Genomic DNA, 19,240 nt, shown 5'->3' on the forward strand with positions numbered 1-19,240 from the left:
GACGGTCTCCCCGGCAGACATCGCCGAGGCGTTGGGGCTGCCCACGCCCACACCCGAGCAAGCCGCTGTGGTGGCCGCTCCACCGGAACCCGCGCTCGTGGTCGCGGGAGCGGGCGCGGGTAAGACCGAGACGATGGCCGCGCGTGTGGTGTGGTTGGTGGCCAACGGGCTGGTCACGCCCGAACGTGTGCTCGGGTTGACTTTCACCCGCAAGGCCGCGCGCCAGCTCGCCGATCGGGTGCGCGCACGTCTGCGCAGGTTGGCGGGGTCCGGGCTGTTGGACGATGTGGACTCGAGCGGGCAACGCAGGCTCGCGGTCGCCTCGGGCGAACCGACCGTGCTCACCTACCACGCTTACGCGGGGCGGTTGTTGTCCGAGCACGGGCTGCGGTTGCCGGTGCAGCCGGGGGCGCGCATCCTGTCCGAGACCGCGTCGTGGCAGCTCGCGTATCGAGTGGTGTCGTCGTGGGACGCCGACCTCGACACCGACAAGGCACCCATGACGGTCACCGAACACGTCCTGGCGTTGGCGGGCGAGCTGGGTGAGCACCTGGTGACGCCGGAGCAGCTGCACGAGTACACGGAGTGGTTCTGCGGGCTGGTGGAGAACGCGCCGCGGGCGAAGGGCCAGCGGGCCAAACCGAAGAAGGAACTGCTCGACACCGTGGCCGCGCAACGTCTGCGACTGCAGCTGTTGCCGCTGGTGAGGGCCTACGAACAGCGGAAGCGGGCCGAGGGAGCGCTGGACTTCGCCGACCAGATGTCCCTGGCGGCGCGGCTCGCCGAGACCCAGCCCGATGTGGTGGCCGCCGAACGGGCCCGCTACGGCGCCGTGTTGTTGGACGAGTACCAGGACACCGGGCACGCCCAGCGGGTGCTGCTGCGGGCCCTGTTCGGCGGTGCCGATCCCGTGCCGGTCACCGCGGTGGGGGACTCGGCTCAGGCGATCTACGGCTGGCGTGGCGCGAGTGCGGCCAATCTGCCGAGGTTCACCACCGACTTCCCGCGCGTCGACGCGGACACCGGCCGGCCGGTACCGGCGCGTGAGTACGGCATGTTGACGAGTTTCCGCAACCCGCCCGAGGTGCTCACCCTCGCCAACGTCGTCGCCGAGCCGCTGCGCGCGAAAGGGCTCGGCGTGCGAGAGCTCCGGGCGCGCGACGACGCCGGTCCCGCCGACATCCGCGTGGCTCTGTTGCCGGATGTGGCGAGTGAGCGTGAATGGGTCGCCGACCGCATCGCCGAACGCTGGTTCGCCGAGCGGGACGCCACCGGAACCGCGCCGACCGCCGCCGTGCTCGTGCGCAGGCGGGCTGACATGGCACCCATCGCCGCCGCGCTCCGGGAACGCGGGTTGCCGGTGGAGGTCGTGGGGCTCGGCGGACTGCTCGACGAGCCGGAGGTCGCCGATCTCGTGGCCACTCTGCGGGTGCTGGCCGAACCGCTGTCGGGCACGGCCGCGGCGCGGTTGCTGACGGGTGCGCGTTGGCGGTTGGGCGCCGCCGATCTGGGTGCGTTGTGGCGCCGGGCGGGAGAACTGTCGGCCGCCGACGACGTCATGGTGGCCGAACGCGCCGAGCAGGCCGGGCTCGTGGACGCGCTCGACGACCCCGGTGACCCCTCCCGCTACTCCGAGGAGGGCTACGCCCGCATCCGGCGGTTGAGCCAGGAACTCGGGACGCTGCGCCGCCGGATGGATCAGCCGTTGCCCGAGCTGGTCGCCGACGTCGAGCGCACCATGTTGCTGGATGTGGAGGCGCTGGCCAGGCCGGGCGCGGTGGGGCGAGCGCACCTCGACGCGTTCGCCGACGTGGTCAACGACTACGCCGAGAACTCCCCGACGGCCACGCTGCTGTCGTTCGTCGACTACCTTGCTGCCGCTACTCGGGCCGAGGACGGACTCGAACCCGGCGAGGTGGAGGTCGTCCCCGACCGGGTGCAGGTGCTCACCGTGCACTCCGCCAAGGGCCTGGAGTGGCGCATCGTGGCCGTGCCGCACCTGGTGGACAAGACGTTCCCCAACGAACGCAAGACGTCGTCGTGGTTGAAGACGGTCACCGAGCTGCCCGCCGCGCTGCGGGGGGATGCACAGGATCTGCCGCGGCTCGCTCTCCACGGTGGTGAGGACCGCAAGCAGGTCGAGGAGGCGTTGGCCGACCACGAGGAAAGCTTCAGGCAACGGCACGCCGAGGAGGAACGCAGGCTGTGTTACGTGGCGCTGACCCGTTCCGAACACTGCCTGCTCGTCTCCGGATACCGCTGGGGTGACCCGAATGCCACGGAACCCAAGATGCCGTCGCCGTTCCTCACCGAGGTGGTCGAGCAGGTGCGTGCCGATCCCGACGTCGGCGTGGTGGAGCACTGGCAGGACGACCCGGGAGACAACCCGTTGGCCGGTGTCGCCCGGGAGGCGGAATGGCCGATCGACCCGCTGGGTCCCCGACGTTCGGCGGTGGACGAGGGGGCACGGCTGGTTCTGGAAGCCCTGGAGGAGCTGGAAGCGGGAACCGACGCCGAGGGCGCCGAGGGCGCGGAGGGCGAGGAGGACGATCCCGACAACTGGGTGAGCGACACCGACGTCCTGTTGGCCGAACGTGCGCGTACCCGGGAGCCGCACGCCGAGATCGAATTGCCCGGCAAACTGTCCGTGAGCCAGCTCGTGGACCTCGCGGGGCAGCCGGAGGACCTCGCGCGCAGGTTGCGCAGGCCACTGCCGTTTCCTCCCAACGCCTACGCGCGGCGGGGCACCGAGTTCCACGGCTGGTTGGAGCGCCGGTTCGCGAGCGACAAGTTGTTCGACCTCGACGATCTGCCAGGGTCGGCCGACCTCGATGTCGAGGACGCCGACACCACCGACCTGGACGAGCTCAAGGAGGCGTTCGAGCGCAGCCCGTGGGCGCGGCGCACGCCTCATGACGTCGAGGTGCCCTTCTCCACCGCCATCGACGGGGTCACCGTGCGCGGTCGCATAGACGCCGTGTTCGCCGACCCGGACGGTGGTTGGACGGTGGTCGACTGGAAGACGGGTGCGCTGCCCGACGCCGATCGGATGTCCGCGTTGACGGTGCAGCTGGCCGCCTACCGGTTGGCGTGGGCGAGTCTGACGGGTGCGCCGTTGGAGAAGGTGCGGGCCGCGTTCCACTACGTGCGGGCGAACCGCACCGTGCGTCCGGTCGACCTCGCCGACGCGGATGGGTTACGCGCGCTGCTTCGAACGGTGCCGATGCGGGAAAACGACCGGATGTGACAGCGTCGGACATCCGGTTGCGCACGGCGGCGGCCGTGCTGAGGCGGCCGTGGTGAGGTGGCCGTGGTGAGGTCGTGGAACTTCGGCGCCGGTGACGAGCAGCTGTCCGACCGGCCGGGATACGAACTCGTCGGCGTGGTCGGCATGCCCCCGCGCGCCATCGGACCCGGGCGGGCCATCGGCCGCAGGGTGCTGTTCGCGTTGGCGGCGTTGCTGGTCGTGGTGTTCGTGGTCTACGTCGACCGCGAGGGCTACCGGGACGCCAACGGCGACGGTATCTCGCTGCTCGACTGCTTCTACTACGCCACCGTGTCGTTGTCCACGACCGGCTACGGCGACATCACACCGGCCAGTGATACGGCCCGGCTCGTCAACATCGTCCTGGTCACCCCGCTGCGGGTGTTGTTCCTGATCGTGCTGATCGGGACGACCCTGGAGGTGTTGACCGAGCGTTCCCGGCAGGCGTTCCGGATCCGCAGATGGAGGCGCACAGTGCACGATCACCTGATCGTTGTCGGCTTCGGGACGAAGGGACGTTCGGCGGTGGACGCCTTCCTGGCCGAGAAGGGCGGCAAGCCGGATCAGATCGTGGTGGTGGACACCGACAAGGCGGCGCTCCATGCCGCCAATGCGCGGGGATTGGTCACGGTGCACGGTTCCGCCACGCGTTCCGATGTGCTGCGGGTGGCGGGCGTGCAGCGGGCACGCGCGGTGGTGATCGCACCGAATCGGGACGACACCGCCGTGCTGGTGACGCTCACGGCGAGGGCGCTGGCGCCGCGGGCCCGCATCCTCGTGGCCTTGCGCGAGATGGAGAACGTTCGGCTGCTCAAACAGTCCGGGGCCGACCAGGTGGTGGTGTCGAGCGAGACCGCGGGCAGGTTGCTGGGTATCGCGACGGTGGCCCCGCATGTGGTGGACATGGTCGAGGACCTGTTGACACCCGAGACGGGACTGGTGCTCGACGAGCGTTCCGTGGTTCCGGCCGAGGAGGGTAGGTCCCCGCGAGAACTGTCCGACATCGTGCTCGGGTTTGTCCGGGACGGCAGGTTGCACCGCATGGGGGAGACCGGAACGGAGGTGCTGCGGCCCGGTGACCGACTGCTGTACGTGCGGAAGCCGACAGAGCACAAGCCCGCGGACGAGGACGGGGGGAAGGGCGCGGCGGACACCGCTTCGGGGACACCGTGAGCCGCGGAACGCCAGGACACGGGTGTGACGAGTGCCGACGGTCGTCGCCGCCACCGTGTGGTGGGCAGCCGTCTGAGGTTCTGGAACTATTGAGCTGTGCCGCAGCCAGGAAACCCAGACAGACGGTCGATACCGCCACTGACACCGAAGGTGCTCGGAGTCGCCGCGGTGACGGGGTTGCTGATCTTGCTCGGGGCATGGTGGATGGGGCCGTCGTTGTTCGGACCGACGCCGGGAGGGCAGGACAGGCACGTCCTCGACGCCACGGTGACGAAACCCGTGGGGTGTTCGGAGCCGAACGCCGAGGAGATCGTGCAGTTCGAACTCGCAGGCCGCACCCACGAGGGCGCGCTGAGCGGTTGTGGTCACGACCAGGACGAGAAGGTGCGTATCGCGATGACCGACGACCCGGCCGAGACGGACGGTCCCGTGCCGGTGCGGTTGGCCGCGACCGCGCCCGGGGTGAACGACTTGCGGCGCCCGGTCGGGCTGGGGTTGCTCATGCTCAGTTGCGTAGGGGGCGGCACCTACGCGTTCCTGCTGGCCCGAGGGCCGCGTCACGGTCTGGTCGCGGCGTGAGAAGCCCTGCTCGCTCTCGTCAGGACACTTCCGAAGCGGGTGCCGTGAACGTGTTGCAGTCGACGATGCGGTTGTCGTAGGCACCCGCACGCCACCATTTGGCGTAGTTGGCGTTGCTGCCGTGGTCGCGGGTGCCGGACGTGTCGTCGCCGCGGGTCTCCTGGTCGTACCACGCCGCGTTGTACATCTCGCGGGTGATCGAGCCGCCCTGGTCGACGTGCGCGCCCAGGAACATCCCGGAGAAGCACTGGGCCTGGAGCTCCTTGCGCCGCGACATCTCCTGCCCGGCCGGGCTGTCCTGTCCCTCGGCGTAGATCCGCTCCCACGCCGCGTCCATGATGCCGGCCAACTCCTGCACGTGGTGGCCGTACTCGTGGGCGAACAACGCCAGGTAGACACCCGGGGCGTTGCCGTACTGCTCGGTCTGCAATCCGTCGAACGGCAGGTAGAGATCGCCCTCGCAGTAGTAGGCGGCCGTCGCGATGCCGACGTTGATGGTTCCGCACTGGGTGTCGAAGCTCTCCGACGACGGGAAGTGCAGCCTCGGCGGAGTGAACGGCAGGTTATACGCCCTCAAAAACGGTTCCCAGGCCGCGTCGAGGCACTTCTGTGCTGCCGTGAAGAACGCTTTCGCCCCCTCGGGGGTGTTCTGCCAACCGGGTAGATGGCAGGCGCGGTTGGCCAGGCCCGCGTCCGGGTTCTGCAGGAGCGGGTGGTCGCCGAGCTTGAAGAGCTTCTGTGGCTGTGCGCTCTGCTCGGTCGGTGCCGCCGCGCCGCCCGCGGGGGAGGTGGTCGTCTCCGAGGGGGTGGGGCTCGGTGTCGTGGTGTCGGGCGTGGTGCTCGGGTCGGCGGAGATCGACGGTGTCGGCGTGGGCGCCGCGGAGTCCGGGTGCTCGTGGTGAGCCGAGGAGGAGTCGGTACCCGTGGCGAACACGTACACCAGCACCAGTACCAGCGACAGCAGCATCGCCCCGCCGCCGTAGGCGAGCACGTGTGGCCACACCGGCTTGCGCGGTGGACGAGGTCCTCCGGTGGGAGGTGGGAAAGAACCTCGGCCGCGCGGGGCGCCAGGAGTGTTGTGGCCCTGCTGCGGGTCGTGACCGTGGCCTGAAGGTCCCGGTCCCGGCGGCGGCTGTGTCATCTCGTCGTCCCCGCGGGTCGTATGGAACTCGAGAGTCAGCATAGCGAGTTGGCGACCGACGGTGGTCGAACCGTGCAAAGCACCCCGGGCGGAGCCACAGAGGAGGGCAGGCGTCAGGATGGAGGTATGTCCGACTCGACAGGTTGGTCCCCGTCAGGTGGCGGCACGCCGGGCGTCATCCCACTGCGTCCGATGTTGCTCGGAGAGATCCTGGAGGGCGCCGTCGCCACCCTGCGCAGGCACGCGGGTGTGGTGTTCGGTTTGTCCGCCGTGGTCGCGCTGCTCAGCGCCGTCATCTACTTCGGTGCCGACCTGTGGGTGTTCGACGCCACTGAGCCCGCGCCGGTGATCGACACCGACGCGCCGCCCGAGGAGCAACTCGATCAGGCCATGGCCCAGCTGCAGGACAGCATGCCGCAGTTCGGTGCCCTCGCACTGATCACACTGGTCACTCAGACGTTCCTCGCGGGGCTGCTCACCATCGTGGTGGGCAGGGCGGTGCTGGGCCAGACCATCGGGGTGCGTCAGGCGTGGGAGGAGCTGCGTCCGCGGCTGCTGTCCCTGCTGGGCGTGACGGTGGTGGTGACGGCGGCCGTCATGATCGGCAGTTTCCTGTTCCTCATCCCCGGGATCTGGTTGTACGGCCTGCTCAGCCTCGCCACGCCCGCGCTCGTGCTCGAACGTGGACGTCTGTCCGAGGCGTTGCGCCGTTCGGTGGCTCTCGTGCAGGGTTCGTGGTGGCGGGTCTTCGGTGTCCTCGTCGCGGGTCTGCTGATCACCTATGTGCTCTCGTATCTGATCCAGTTGCCGTTCGGCATGGCGATCGACCCGCAGGCCTTCGAGCGTGGTTACACGCCGGAGGAGTTGCTGATCCGGGAACTCGGCAGCGCTGTCGCGCGCACCGTCACAGTGCCCTTCCTCTCGGTCGTCACGGCGTTGCTCTACATCGATCAGCGCATGCGCCGGGAGGGGCTGGGTGACGAACTCGCCAGAGCGGCCCGCATGAAATGACCCTGTGTGTCATCACTCACAGGGAGTGATTCCTCGCATTGTTGAAACACGGTGCCGCACGTCGACGACGAGCACGGTGACGTCGCCGATTCACCCGGACCGGCGAGTCATCGCGGCGAGGAGACACCGTGGGTTGTGTAGGGCGTGCGTGGTTCCGGGCTGGTGGGGTGGTGTTGGTGCTGGCCGGGTTCCTGTCGGCCTGCATCGCTCCGCGGGCGACCACCGCTGCCACGGTGACGTGGTGTGCGGACCAGTCGTCGCTCATCGTGCTCGGCGATTCCCACAGCACGGGCTGGGGGTTGCCCGACTACGAGGGCGAGGGAGTCTACGCGCAGACGGAGGCCGGCTGGGTGTCGACGTTGGAGCGTCGCGCCTCGCACGAATGGGGCACCGTCACCACGGTGTTGGCCCGCAACGGTGCGATATCGGCGGACTTCCATCCCGGTGGGCGGTGGCAGCACACCGAGACCGCGGTCGACACGGTGCACGACCTGCGGCCCCCGCTCGTGCTCGTCGTGCTGGGCGGTAACGAGTTCGCCCGGGACGTGCCGCCGGCACGTTTCGACGAGCACTACCGGGGACTCGTGCAGAAGTTGCGGCGGGCGTCTCCCCGCACGACCGTGTTGCTGGTGCTAGGCCCGGAGCCGGGGTCGCGGCTGGTGCCGGAGCCGGTGCACTCGTGGGACGCCTACGCCGGTGTGGTCAAGGCCGTCGCCGCCGACGAAGGTGTCGAGTTGGTCGACCTCGGCGAGTATCTGCCCGCCGGCGGCACGCCCGAGGCGGAGGGGCTGTACCTACCGGACGATTCCCACCTGACGGCCGCGGGTCACCGCGTCGTCCACGCCGCCATGTGGACCCGGTTGGCGCTGTGGTGCGGGCCGTGACCGTGGTCGGGGCTGCCCGTTGCCCTCGTTCGCGATGAATTGTCGTTCGTCCGTGGCGAAACGGAACCCGTCCCGGTCTTGCCCCCCGTGCGGACTGCTACCCGTAGGGTGTGGGCATGGCCGTCTCCGAGCTACACAAATTCACCCTCGACAACGGCCTGCGGGTCGTGCTCGCGCCGGACCCGACGGCGCCGGTCGTCGGTGTCAGCGTGCACTACGACGTAGGCTTTCGCTCCGAACCGGAAGGGCGCACGGGGTTCGCCCATCTATTCGAGCACCTGATGTTCCAAGGCAGTGAGAGCTTGGAGAAGCTCGCTCATTTCCGGTACGTGCAAAGCAGTGGGGGCATATTCAACGGCTCCACCCACCCGGACTACACCGACTACTTCGAGGTGCTGCCGTCGGCCGCCCTGGAGCGGGCGTTGTTCCTGGAGGCCGACCGGATGCGCGCGCCCAAGCTGACGCAGGAGAACCTGGCCAACCAGATCGACGTGGTCAAGGAGGAGATCCGGCTCAACGTGCTGAACCGCCCCTACGGCGGTTTCCCGTGGATCCTCCTGCCGCCGGTGCTCTACTCGACGTTCCCCAACGCCCACAACGGCTACGGCGACTTCACCGACCTCGAACAGGCGTCGCTGGACGATTGCGCCGCGTTCTTCGACACCTACTACGCGCCCGCCAACGCGGTGTTGACCGTCGCCGGCGACCTCGATGTGGAGCGCACCCGCGAGCTCGTGGAGAAGCACTTCGGCGATGTGCCCGCACGACCGAAGCCGCAGCGGCCGTCGTTCGCCGAACCGCACCCCACCGAGGAACTGCGCGGCAGCCACCACGACCCGCATGCGCCGCTTCCGGCACTTGCCGTGGGATACCGGATGGCCGACCCGATCAACGACCTCGACTCGTATCTCGCGAACCTCGTGCTGGCCGGGATACTCACCGACGGTGACTCGTCGCGGTTGCAGCAGCGCCTCGTGCACGTCGAGCCGCTGGTCACCGACGTCTCCGCCAGCGCGGGTCTGTTCGGCCACTTCGAGGCGCGGGATCCGGACACGTTCTCGGTGACGGCCATCCACCCGCCGGACGTGACCACCGACCAGGTGCTCGACGCGCTCGACTCCGAGCTCGGCGAACTCGCCGCGAACCCGCCGGGCGAGCAGGAACTCGCCAAGGTGATCGCGCGCTGGAGGGCCAGCCTGCACTCCGACCACGACCGTCTCCTGTCGCGCACGCTCGCGCTCGGCTCTCTGGAGCTGTTGCACGGTGACGCCGCGTTGATGTACGAGCTGCCCGAGCGCATCGCGGCGGTGACGGCCGAACAGGTGAGCCAGGCCGCGAAGGCACTCCGCCCCGACGCGCGTGCCATTCTCGTGGTGGAGCCGGGACAGGGAGGTGCCCAGTGAGCGTGACCAGTCATCGTTCCGCTGAGGAGATCGGTCGCACGGAGCGCGGACCGAGGCGGATGCCGCCGCTCGGGGGCCTCAAACGCGCCGCTGATCTATCCCATGTGGACACCGTGCTGGCCAACGGGCTGCGCGTGCTGGCCGTGCGCAAGCCGACCGCTCCCATGGTCGAGCTGCGCCTGACGATCCCGTTCGCCGGTGACGACCCACTGCATCCGGCGACCGCGGAGGTGCTGGCCGAGACGCTGCTCACCGGCACCCGGCGACGCGACCGCGTGCGCATTGACACCGACCTCGCCCTCATCGGGGGTGAGCTGGGCACGGTGGTCGACCCGGAGCACCTCGACATCGGCGGCGGTGCGTTGGCGGACAAACTGCCGCAGCTGCTGGACGTGCTAGCCGAGGTACTCACCGAGGCTTCGTACGTGGACAACGAGGTGCGCAGGGAGGCCGCCCGGATCTCCGAGCGGATCGCCGTGGCGCGCACGCAGCCCAGGGTGATCGCTCGGGAGTCTCTGCAGCGCCGCCGCTACGGCGACCACCCGTACACGCGTGAGGTCCCGAAGGCGGAGGACGTGGCGGCCGTCGTGCCCGAGGCCGTGAGGGAGCTGCACGCGGCGTCGGTCGTACCGGGCGGCTCCACGCTCGTGATCGTCGGCGACGTCGACCCGGACGCCATGGTGGCCGAGGTCGAACGTGCGCTGGGGAACTGGTCGCCCGGTGCGCGGGCGCGGAAACTGCCCGAACTCCCCGAAGTCGCCCCCGGTGACGTGCTGTTGGTCGGCAGGCCCGGTGCGGTGCAGTCGCAGATCCGGCTGTCGGCACCGGCCGTGCCGAGGACCGATCCGCGTTACCCGGCGTTGCAGTTGGCCAACCTCGCCTATGGTGGGTACTTCTCGTCTCGGCTGGTGGAGAACATCCGCGAGGACAAGGGCTACACCTACGGCGCTCACTCCGGGTTCGAGTTCGTCGGTTCGTCGACGGCGACCTTGCAGGTCGAGGCAGACACGGCCAGTGAGGTGACCGCGGCTGCGCTGTTGGAGACCCGCTACGAGCTGGGCCGGCTCGGCCTGGTGCCGCCGACGGATGCCGAGGTGGACTCCGTGCGCCAGTACGCCATCGGCACGTTGTTGATCGCGTCGTCGTCGCAGACGGGGCTGGCGAGCCAGTTGTCCGCGCTGGCGGAGACGGGTCTGGGCGTGGAGTGGCTCAGCGAGCACCCGACGAGGCTGGCGCAGGTCACCACCGAGCAGGTGGCGGAGGCGGCGCTGGAGTTCTTCGCGCCGAACCGGTTCACGGGCGTGGTCGTGGGCGATGCCGATGCTCTCGCGCCGAAGCTGACCGCGTTGGGCGGTGTCACGGTCGACGACGGCGTCGGAGCCTCATGAGCTCTGCCGCCCCGTTCGAGCTGGACGCCTCTCCAGCGTTGTCCCGGTCGACGGCCGATCGACAGGAGTCGTTGAGGGCAGACCCCGAACGGTTGCGTGCGCGGTGGCCGTCGGCGCGGGTGGTGCGGATGGACGACCGTGGTCGCGTGCCCGTGCCCGAGCGGGCCTTCTTCGGTGCCCTCGACACAGGCGGTGCCGCCGACAGTGCCGACAGTGTCGACAGGGCTGACAGTGTCGATACCGGAGGCGAGGCGGGTGCTGTGCCGTTGTCCACGACGCCCGCTTTCGACGTGTCACCGGAGCTGCCGGACGACGCCGTTTTCCTCGGCGAGTGGGAGGACACCGACTACTGGGCGGTGTTCGACGCCTCGGCATCCGGTGCTCGCACGGTGCGGGTCGACAGCGGGTGGAACGCGCCGGTGGAGATCCCCGTCGCCGACGGGGAGGCGTGGGTGGGGCTGCGCGTACACGGCTCCGTGCTCGACGACACGGCCGCGGGGCTGCTCACCACCGCCGTGGCGCTACGCAACTGGCATCGCCGAGCACGGCATTGCGCTCGTTGCGGCGGCCCGACCCGGTTACGGCAGTTCGGCTGGGCGACGATCTGTGAGCAGTGCGGACACGAGGAATATCCCCGCACCGACCCGGCGGTGATCTGCCTGGTGCACGACGACATCGGCGTCAACGGCGAACACGTGTTATTGGCACGACAGCCGGTGTGGCCCGCGGGCCGGTACTCGGTGCTCGCGGGGTTCGTCGAGGCCGGGGAGTCGTTGGAGAGTTGCGTGGAACGCGAGATCCGCGAGGAGGTCGGTGTCGCGGTCCGGGACATCCGGTACCTCGGCAGCCAGCCGTGGCCGTTCCCGCGCTCGATCATGTTGGGTTTCGCCGCACGGGCGGAGCGTGGTGCCCGGCTCGCCCCGGCCGAGGGGGAGATCGAGGACGCGCGGTGGGTGTCTCGCGACCGGGTACGGGCAGCGTTCGAGGAACACGATCCCGGGCTGCTGTTGCCGGGAGGCACGTCCATCGCGCACGTGATGTTGCGTTCCTGGGCGAAGGCGGCGAACTGAGGCCGAGCCGACGCGATACTCTCGCGGCACGCGAAAGTCATGGGGGTATGTCGAAGTGAGCGCAGCGCGGGCTGTGGGACTGCTGCTGGGCGTGCTGGCCGATTCGATGGTCGGTGATTCGGTGCGAGGACGAATGGACGCCACGCTGGCGCGGCTGGCGCGGGCCGGTGAGCAGCGTGTGCGCGTCGACCATCCTGTCCCCGGCGCGGTACACCTCGGCGCGGTGACGGGCACCGCCGTGTTGGCCGGACTCGCGGTGGAACGCCTGGGACGTGGGCGTCCGCTGGTGACGGCCGTGGGGACCGCCGCGAGCACGTGGGCGGTCCTCGGAGGCGCGCGCCTGGCCGCCGACGGTACGGCCCTGGCCCGTCAGCTGGAGACGGGTGACCTGGCCGCGACGCGCCAGACCCTGGCGGCCTGGGATTCGCGTTGTTCGCAGGAGCTGGACAACACCGCGCTCGCGCGTGCGTCGGTGGAGGCGGTGGCACAGAACTCCTCCGACACGGTGGTGGCACCGCTGTTGTGGGGCGCGGTGGCGGGTGTGCCCGGTCTGTTGGGTTCCCGCGCCGTGGGAGTGGTGCGCCGGGTGGTGACCGAGCAGGCGGGCAGGCAACGCTTCGGCCGTGTGGCGTCGCACCTCGACACCGTGGTGAACCTGTTGCCCACGCGTGCCACGGCGGCACTCACCGTGGCGGGCGCTCCCGTGGTCGGCGGGTCGGCTCGGGCTGCCTGGCGGGCCTGGCGGCGGGACACCGTCCTGCATCCGAGCCCGAACTCGGGCCGGGTCGTGGCAGCCTACGCCGGTGCGTTGGAGATCCGGCTCGGTGGGCGTACGGAGTACCCGGGTGGGGTGAGGGAACTACCTGTGCTCGGTGACGGCCGGAACCCGGACGCGGGCCACGTGACCCGGGCCGTCGAGCTGTCCCGCGTCGTGGGTTGGTTGGCGGGCGCCACCTCGGCCGCCGTGGCCCTGTTGCCGAGCCCTCGGCGCCGACTCCGCCGACGCTCTGCTTCAGGAGCTTGAGGAGCCTGGGAGACAGGGCGTACGACACCGCGTAGACGAGGTGTGGACGAGGTCGCGGGCCGCTACCGCGAGGCGTTGTCGCGGTCACCGCCGGTTCCACCGCCCGCGACGGCGTCGGCGGTCTCGTTCTCCGCGTCATTCTTCTCGTCCGCAGCGTTCCCCGTGTTCGCAGCGTTCTCCTCGTCCTCGGCGAGCATCTCGGCCACCGACTTCCGACGTCGGCCGCCGTTGCCGCCTCCGCGTTCCTCCGCGAGCACGCCGCCGGGCTTCAGCTCACGCACGGTGAAGTAGGCCCAGCCGAGGATCGCCATCGTGCCGAACGCGACCCACTGGAGCGCGTAGGACAGATACGGGCCCGCCTCCAGGGTGGGCAGGGGTAACGCGTTGAGCACGCCCGGCTGCTCTTCGACGAGCTGCAGGTAGCCGGGGGAGATGTCCAGCCCGGTGGCCTGGCCGACGGTGGCGGAGTTCACGACATAGGTGTGCAGTTTGCCCTGGGTCGAGGCGTCGGCAAACGGTGCGCGTTGTTGGGGGTCGATCTCGTCGGCACGGACCCGGGCCTCCACGCGCACCACACCGGTCGGCGGCGCGGCGTACGGGGGGACGTCACCGTTGTCCGGCCGCAGATACCCGCGGTTGATCAGCACCACCCGGTCCGACGTGGTGCGCAGTGGTGTCAACACCTCGAACGCGGGCTCACCCTGCACCGTGCGCAGGCGGGCGACGATCTCGTGTTCGGGCAGGTAGGTGCCTTCGATCATGACGCGACGCCATTCCGTCTCCCGGTCCGGTCGTTGCCCGGGCGCCAGTACCTCCTCCAGCGGGCTGGGCTGTTGGGTGAACGACGCCTCCACGGCGGCGTTCTGCTCACTGCGCCCGGTGTGCCGGTCGAACTGCCAGGGTGCCAGCACTGTGTAACAGAGCACGGCGAAGCCGAACACCGCCAGTGTGAGTGCCAGCCAACCTGGCCGGAGCAGCAATTTCCAGCGCACGTTCACCACGGTATGCCGACACCCAGCGTCAGGCCCGGCCAGGGGTGGTGTGATGCCTGTCTATGCGCTCAGCGCCGCCCGCGCGGCGGCCAGTGCCTGCCCGACGTAGCCGCCGCCGAACAATACCGCGTGCACGAGCAGGGGGAACAGCTGGTGCAGTGGTACGCGCTCCTCGTGGCCCGGGGTGAGCGGCAGGCCGACGTCCTGTGCTCCCTCCCGATATGCGCCGAGCACGTGATCGAGCAGTGGCGTGCCGAACAGCCGCAGCATGGCCAGGTCGGTCTCCCGGTGCCCACCGTGCGCGGCGGGGTCGATCAGCCATACGTTCCCGTCCGCGCCCCAGTGCACATTGCCGCTCCAGGCGTCGCCGTGCAACCGGGAGGGAGGTTCGGAAGCGCCCGCGAGCTCGGGCAGGCGCGTGCACACCTCCTCGAACACCGCCGCCTCGCGGGACGAGAACAGACCCGAATCGACGCCCTCGCGCACGTAGGGCTCCACCCGGTGGCGTGCGTAGAACGTCGGCCAGTCGTCGTGCGGCTCGTTGCGCATGCGCGCGAGCCCGATCCAGGCGTTGGCGGGGCCACCCGGCGGCGCGGACCCGAACGCGGGCGCCGACCGGGCGTGCAGCGCCGCCAGGCCTCGTCCGAAGGCCTCGGCGGCCTCCACACTCGGCGACCCCGAGGGGATGTAGTCGATGACGAGCCACGTGTCGTCGACTCCGTGCACCGTGGGCACCGGCACGTCGCCGGCGCCGCCCTGCTCGCCCAGCCACCGTAGGCCCGCCGCCTCCGCCATCGTGGCGTCGGGTCCCGGACCGCGTTTGACGACCACCTCCCGGCCGTCGGACAGAGTCACCACGGAGGCGGCACCGGCGAGCCGTCGCTCACCGGTGGCCCGGGTCCCGGTGTGCTCTTCGGCCACGCGTCCGGCCTCTGAGACGCTCATCGATTCCGCCGGATCCACTCGACGAGTCCGTCGACGGCGCGTTCGATCATGCCCAGCACGTCCACGAAGCCCTCGTCACCGCCGTAATAGGGGTCGGGCACCTCGGCGTCGGCCGGTGCGGTGGGGTCGAAGCTGCGGATCAACCGCACCTTGTCGGTGTCGCTGTCGGTGTCGCCGTCGGTGTCGCTTTCGAGAAGGGAACGCACGTCTTGCAGATGTCCCTTGTCGGCCACCAACAGCAGGTCGGCGTCCAGGTCTTCGGGGCCGATCTGGCGGGCGGTGTGGTCGACGCTGTAGCCGTGGGCCTCCAGAGTGGCCTGCGCGCGGGGGTCGGCGGGCTCACCGACGTGCCAGGCGCCTGTGCCCGCACTGCGCACGGACACGGTTTCGGACAAGCCGTGCTGGGCCAGACGCTGCCGCAACACGACTTCGGCCATCGGCGAGCGGCAGATGTTGCCGGAACAGACGAAGACGATGCTCATCGGGAAGCTGTGGTCAGCCATGCCTCCAGTGTCCCCGGAACCCCTGCCCGTTCGACGGGTGGGCCGGAATCGGCCACCAATGGTGAGTGGTTGTTCCATTCACCGCCTTTTCGCCCTTTTTCGTTACCCGGTACTGCGTCGAGTGGCAGCCTCACCAAGACGGTACTAAGCTGCCGAACTCGTCGACATCGGAATTTTTCTTCCGCTGTCGGCTTCGTATCAGGAACGCCACAGCAAACCTGGGGGTCTCCCATTTCCCCGTCGGACGCGCTTCGTGCGCTCACCCCACGCTCGCCGAACGGGCGAGCTCTGCTTGTGCTGGTCGCGCCGGTCACCGTCGCCTGCGCTCTGTGGGCGTGGGTGTGCCTGGAAACCGTTGCGTCACAAAGACTTCCGGTCATAGTCGCCGGTGGTGTGACCGTGGCGTTGCTCGGTGCGGCGACGTTTGTTGCGGTGATGCACACAGTGCAATTACAACAAGTTCACCGTCGTGTCGAATCAGTGGAGGACGAGCTCACTCAATTGGCTGACGAAATCTTGCCCGTGGCTGCTCGACGGCTACGTGAAGGTGAGTCGGTAACCACCATTTCGGCTGAAACTCCGAACCTTTCGAATGATGTTTCCGGTCGAATTTTTCGGCAGTTCGTGAAAGAGCTCGGAGTAAGCGAACGCCAGCGGGAAGCGGCGATGTCCGCGTGTGCCAACGCGGCGGGCCGCATGCAGGCCATGGCCGTCGGCATGCTCGCAGACCTCCGGGAGATGGAGTACCGGCACAACGAGGACGTGCTCGGCGACCTGCTCAAGCTCGATCATTGCACCGCTCAGGCCGGCCGCCTCGCCGACAGCATCGCGGTGTTGAGCGGAGCACGGACAGGGCGACGCTGGACCAAGCCGATCATCATGGAGAGCATCCTGCGCGGGGCCATGGGCCGCATCAGCGCCTACCGGCGCGTGCGACTGCACTCGACGTGCACCGCGGCCATCGTGGGATACGCGGCAGAGGACATCATGCACGCGCTGGCCGAACTGATGGACAACGCGGCCAAGTTCTCCAAACCGTCCGAGGACGTCCACGTGCACGTCGAACAGCTGTCGTCGGGCGTGGTCGTCATCGTGGAGGACGCGGGGATCGGCATGAAACCGCAGGTGCTCGAACGCGCAGAACGTGCCGTGTCGACCACCGAACCGCTCGATCTCGTCGCCCTGTCCGGGACCCGCCTCGGACTGGCCGTCGTCGGCTGCCTGGCGCGTAAGCACCAGCTACGGGTGCGGTTCCACCGGTCGCCGCGCGGCGGTGTCAGCGCGGTGCTGCGCATCCCGGAACTCCTCGTCACGCGGCCACGCTCCGAGGACGAGCCCACCGTGCGAAACCGTCGTCCGGTCGAGGAACGTCCACCGCACTCGGCTCAGTCCACGCCGCAGACGCAGAGCGCCCGACTGCCGAAACGGCGGCGCGGCCAGACGCTCGTGAGTTCCCCACCGCCGCGAGCGCGGCATCGCGTGGAGACGAAGCCCCGTGCGGATGCGGGCGCCCGGTTCAACGCTTTCCGTGCCGCGGTGCGGCCGGACACTCCACCGACCACAGCCGACTGAGGACTTGCCCATGAGCAGCACCACAGACCAGAGTCTCGAATGGCTTCTGCAGAGCCTGCTGGAGCGGACACCGGGCGCACGTCATGCCCTCGTCCTCTCCCGGGACGGGCTCAAGTTGTGCCACACCCGCGGCCTCGACATCGATCAGGCCGATCAACTGTCCGCCATCGCCGCGGGAGTCCAGGCGCTCGCGCAGAGCGCGTCGGCGGAGTTCGGCGACGGCTCCGGCGGTGTGCGACAGTCGATGACCGAGTTCCACGGTGGTGTGCTGTTCGTGGTGGGTGCCGGTGAAGGCGCTCACCTCGCGGTGGTGGCCACCGAGAACGCCGACGTCGGGCTAGTCGGACACAAGATGAACGAGCTGGTGGAACAGATCGGCCCGTTCCTCACCGCCCCGCCCCGATACCGTCGTCGCGGTCAGCTGGCATGACCGACACACCCGGCACCGTGTCAGATCCCGAGTCCGTCCCCGAGTCCGGCGACCCGGTGGAGGCCGACGACACGCCTGACCGGCTCTACACCATCACCGGTGGTCGTAGTCGGGCTCCCGAGGGCGAGCTCGATCTCGTCACGATCATCGTGAGCGAGGACGAGCCCAGACCGGGGATGCAGTCGGAGCACGCGCGCATCCTGTGGCTGTGTCAAAGCCCCACCGCGGTCGTCGAGGTCGCCGCCGAGCTGGATCTGCCGGTCAGTGTCGTGAAGATCCTGCTCACCGATCTGCTGCACGCCGGTGCGGTGGAGGCCCGGCATCCCACCGCGCCGCGAGCCGTCGACCAGCTACCCGACCCCGCGTTCCTGGAGAAGGTGCTCGTTGGACTCCGTAATCTCTGACTCCGCCGCACCGAGGTTCCGTACTCCGGCTACGGGTCGCACACCGTTGCGCAGTACCGCGTCCGACGGCGTGAAGATCGTCATCGTGGGCGGTTTCGGCGTTGGCAAGACGACGCTGGTCCGCGCGGTGAGTGAGATCAGGCCGCTCAGCACCGAGGAGACGATGACCGAGGCCGGACGCGGGGTCGACATCACGACCGGTCTCGTCGACAAGACCAGCACCACCGTGGCGTTCGACTTCGGTCGGGTATCGCTCACCGACGAGCTGGTGCTCTACCTGTTCGGGGCGCCCGGTCAGCAGCGGTTCTGGTTCCTGTGGGACCGCTTGTTCGCGGGAACGTTGGGCGCGGTGGTCTTGGTGGACACGCGACGGATCGAGGACTCGTGGTACGCCATCGACCGGCTGGAGCAGTACGGCATGCCGTTCATCGTGGCCCGCAACAACTTCCCGGGGACCGCGCACGGACTCGGAGAGTTGCGGGAGGCGTTGTCCGTGCACGATACCGTTCCCGTCGTGGAGTGTGACGCGCGGCAGCGGAATTCGGCCAAGTACGTGTTGATCACGCTGGTCCACCACATCTACACGATGTCGAGGGCGCGGGGCGGGTTCGGTTGAGGGGCGGGTTTGAAAGGATCGGGGCATGACTTCGACAGTGTCCGACGTGATCGCCGCCCTCGATGCGGCCTACCCGCGTGAGCTCGCCGAGTCGTGGGACGCGGTGGGACTGGTGTGTGGTGACCCGGCCGAACCCGTCGAGCGTGTCCTGGTGTGTGTGGACCCCGTGACCGCGACGGTCGAGGAGGCTGTCGAGTGGGGTGCGCAGTTGATCGTGGCGCACCACCCTTTGCTGCTGCGCGGGGTGCACGGTGTGGGCACCGATACGGCCAAGGGGCGGCTCGTGCATCGGATGGTGCGCTCGCACGTGGCGTTGTTCTGTGCGCACACCAACGCCGATTCCGCCGTTCCCGGTGTATCGGATGCGCTCGCCCAGCGCATCGGGCTCCGGGTGTCGCGCCCGTTGGCTCCCCACGCCGACGGGCGGACCGGCATCGGGCGGATCGGGGAGCTGAGTGAGCCCGTGTCGTTCGCGGAGTTCGTGCGGCGTGTGGCCGAGGCGTTGCCCGCCACGCAGCCGGGCGTGCTGGGCGCGGGAGATCCGGGTCGTCGGATCGAGACCGTCGCGGTGTCGGGTGGAGCGGGGGACAGTTACCTCGCCGCGGCCACCGAGGCCGGTGTGGACGCCTATGTGACAGCGGATCTGCGGCACCACCCCGTGGGTGAGCACCTCGAACAGGACGGTCCCGCGCTGGTCGGGTTGACGCATTGGGCCAGTGAGTGGCCGTGGTGTGAGCAGGCTGCCGAGGTGATCCGGCAGGTCGGTGATGTCGAGGTGCGAGTGTCGACACTGTGCACCGACCCGTGGACGATCCGTAGCGGATACGAGTCATAGTAGTA

At 69.3% G+C, this 19,240-nt stretch carries 18 protein-coding genes; 14 read left to right on the top strand and 4 right to left on the bottom strand.

The window, feature by feature from the left end; translation table 11 throughout:
* Positions 1–19: 19 nt before the first annotated feature.
* From M7H19_RS01920 to M7H19_RS01930, 3 genes are all read left to right on the top strand, one after another.
* Positions 20–3,247: an ATP-dependent DNA helicase gene (locus M7H19_RS01920; protein ID WP_298176414.1), complete on the top strand. Its 3,228-nt coding sequence runs from the start codon at positions 20–22 to the stop codon at positions 3,245–3,247.
* A gap of 63 nt (positions 3,248–3,310) precedes the next feature.
* The gene (locus tag M7H19_RS01925) at positions 3,311–4,438 is read left to right on the top strand and encodes a potassium channel family protein (RefSeq protein ID WP_298176282.1); all 1,128 of its coding nucleotides are present in this window, start codon (positions 3,311–3,313) and stop codon (positions 4,436–4,438) included.
* A 150-nt stretch (positions 4,439–4,588) separates the two neighbouring features.
* The gene (locus M7H19_RS01930; RefSeq protein ID WP_298176284.1) at positions 4,589–5,017 is read left to right on the top strand and encodes a hypothetical protein; all 429 of its coding nucleotides are present in this window, start codon (positions 4,589–4,591) and stop codon (positions 5,015–5,017) included.
* 19 nt (positions 5,018–5,036) lie between these two features.
* Here the strand turns inward: M7H19_RS01930 and M7H19_RS01935 are convergent, their stop codons facing one another.
* On the bottom strand, positions 5,037–5,984 hold the full coding sequence (locus tag M7H19_RS01935; protein WP_298176417.1) for a neutral zinc metallopeptidase: 948 nt from the start codon (positions 5,982–5,984) through the stop codon (positions 5,037–5,039).
* A 300-nt stretch (positions 5,985–6,284) separates the two neighbouring features.
* Here M7H19_RS01935 and M7H19_RS01940 point away from each other — a divergent pair, with 300 nt between their 5' ends.
* The 6 genes from M7H19_RS01940 (at position 6,285) to M7H19_RS01965 (ending at position 12,938) form a co-directional block, all read left to right on the top strand.
* Positions 6,285–7,169: a hypothetical protein gene (locus M7H19_RS01940; RefSeq protein WP_298176287.1), complete on the top strand. Its 885-nt coding sequence runs from the start codon at positions 6,285–6,287 to the stop codon at positions 7,167–7,169.
* 128 nt (positions 7,170–7,297) lie between these two features.
* A complete protein-coding gene (locus M7H19_RS01945; RefSeq protein ID WP_298176290.1) occupies positions 7,298–8,053 on the top strand; it encodes an SGNH/GDSL hydrolase family protein in 756 nt (251 codons plus the stop codon).
* Positions 8,054–8,169: 116 nt separating this feature from the next.
* Positions 8,170–9,456: a pitrilysin family protein gene (locus tag M7H19_RS01950; protein WP_298176293.1), complete on the top strand. Its 1,287-nt coding sequence runs from the start codon at positions 8,170–8,172 to the stop codon at positions 9,454–9,456.
* A complete protein-coding gene (locus M7H19_RS01955) occupies positions 9,453–10,844 on the top strand; it encodes a pitrilysin family protein (RefSeq protein WP_298176295.1) in 1,392 nt (463 codons plus the stop codon). Before M7H19_RS01950 ends, M7H19_RS01955 begins: the two co-directional genes overlap by 4 nt.
* The gene (gene nudC / locus M7H19_RS01960; protein WP_298176298.1) at positions 10,841–11,914 is read left to right on the top strand and encodes an NAD(+) diphosphatase; all 1,074 of its coding nucleotides are present in this window, start codon (positions 10,841–10,843) and stop codon (positions 11,912–11,914) included. The genes M7H19_RS01955 and nudC overlap by 4 nt, the downstream gene beginning before the upstream one ends.
* A gap of 55 nt (positions 11,915–11,969) precedes the next feature.
* The gene (locus M7H19_RS01965) at positions 11,970–12,938 is read left to right on the top strand and encodes a cobalamin biosynthesis protein (protein ID WP_298176301.1); all 969 of its coding nucleotides are present in this window, start codon (positions 11,970–11,972) and stop codon (positions 12,936–12,938) included.
* A gap of 62 nt (positions 12,939–13,000) precedes the next feature.
* On the opposite strand, the gene M7H19_RS01970 is transcribed toward M7H19_RS01965, so the two are convergent.
* Genes M7H19_RS01970 through M7H19_RS01980 form a run of 3 tightly spaced genes read right to left on the bottom strand, consistent with a single transcriptional unit; the run spans position 13,001 to position 15,378 of the window.
* Positions 13,001–13,939, bottom strand: coding sequence for an SURF1 family cytochrome oxidase biogenesis protein (locus M7H19_RS01970; protein WP_298176303.1), 939 nt, complete (start codon positions 13,937–13,939; stop codon positions 13,001–13,003).
* Positions 13,940–13,990: 51 nt separating this feature from the next.
* Positions 13,991–14,875: a fructosamine kinase family protein gene (locus M7H19_RS01975; RefSeq protein ID WP_298176306.1), complete on the bottom strand. Its 885-nt coding sequence runs from the start codon at positions 14,873–14,875 to the stop codon at positions 13,991–13,993.
* Positions 14,872–15,378, bottom strand: a complete 507-nt coding sequence (locus M7H19_RS01980) for a low molecular weight protein-tyrosine-phosphatase (RefSeq protein WP_298176309.1) — start codon at positions 15,376–15,378, stop codon at positions 14,872–14,874. The genes M7H19_RS01975 and M7H19_RS01980 overlap by 4 nt, the downstream gene beginning before the upstream one ends.
* A 327-nt stretch (positions 15,379–15,705) precedes the next feature.
* Between M7H19_RS01980 and M7H19_RS01985 the strand changes: the two genes are divergently transcribed.
* From M7H19_RS01985 to M7H19_RS02005, 5 genes are read left to right on the top strand one after another with little or no spacing between them, the layout of a single operon-like run.
* Positions 15,706–16,950: an ATP-binding protein gene (locus M7H19_RS01985; protein ID WP_298176420.1), complete on the top strand. Its 1,245-nt coding sequence runs from the start codon at positions 15,706–15,708 to the stop codon at positions 16,948–16,950.
* A gap of 10 nt (positions 16,951–16,960) precedes the next feature.
* A complete protein-coding gene (locus tag M7H19_RS01990) occupies positions 16,961–17,380 on the top strand; it encodes a roadblock/LC7 domain-containing protein (RefSeq protein ID WP_298176313.1) in 420 nt (139 codons plus the stop codon).
* A complete protein-coding gene (locus tag M7H19_RS01995; RefSeq protein WP_298176316.1) occupies positions 17,377–17,784 on the top strand; it encodes a DUF742 domain-containing protein in 408 nt (135 codons plus the stop codon). The genes M7H19_RS01990 and M7H19_RS01995 overlap by 4 nt, the downstream gene beginning before the upstream one ends.
* The gene (locus M7H19_RS02000; RefSeq protein ID WP_298176422.1) at positions 17,777–18,400 is read left to right on the top strand and encodes an ATP/GTP-binding protein; all 624 of its coding nucleotides are present in this window, start codon (positions 17,777–17,779) and stop codon (positions 18,398–18,400) included. The genes M7H19_RS01995 and M7H19_RS02000 overlap by 8 nt, the downstream gene beginning before the upstream one ends.
* Before the next feature lie 25 nt (positions 18,401–18,425).
* Positions 18,426–19,235, top strand: a complete 810-nt coding sequence (locus tag M7H19_RS02005; RefSeq protein WP_298176319.1) for a Nif3-like dinuclear metal center hexameric protein — start codon at positions 18,426–18,428, stop codon at positions 19,233–19,235.
* The last annotated feature ends 5 nt before the right edge of the window (positions 19,236–19,240 follow it).

This window comes from Saccharomonospora sp. (assembly GCF_027317685.1).
In the GTDB taxonomy this organism is placed as follows: domain Bacteria; phylum Actinomycetota; class Actinomycetes; order Mycobacteriales; family Pseudonocardiaceae; genus Saccharomonospora.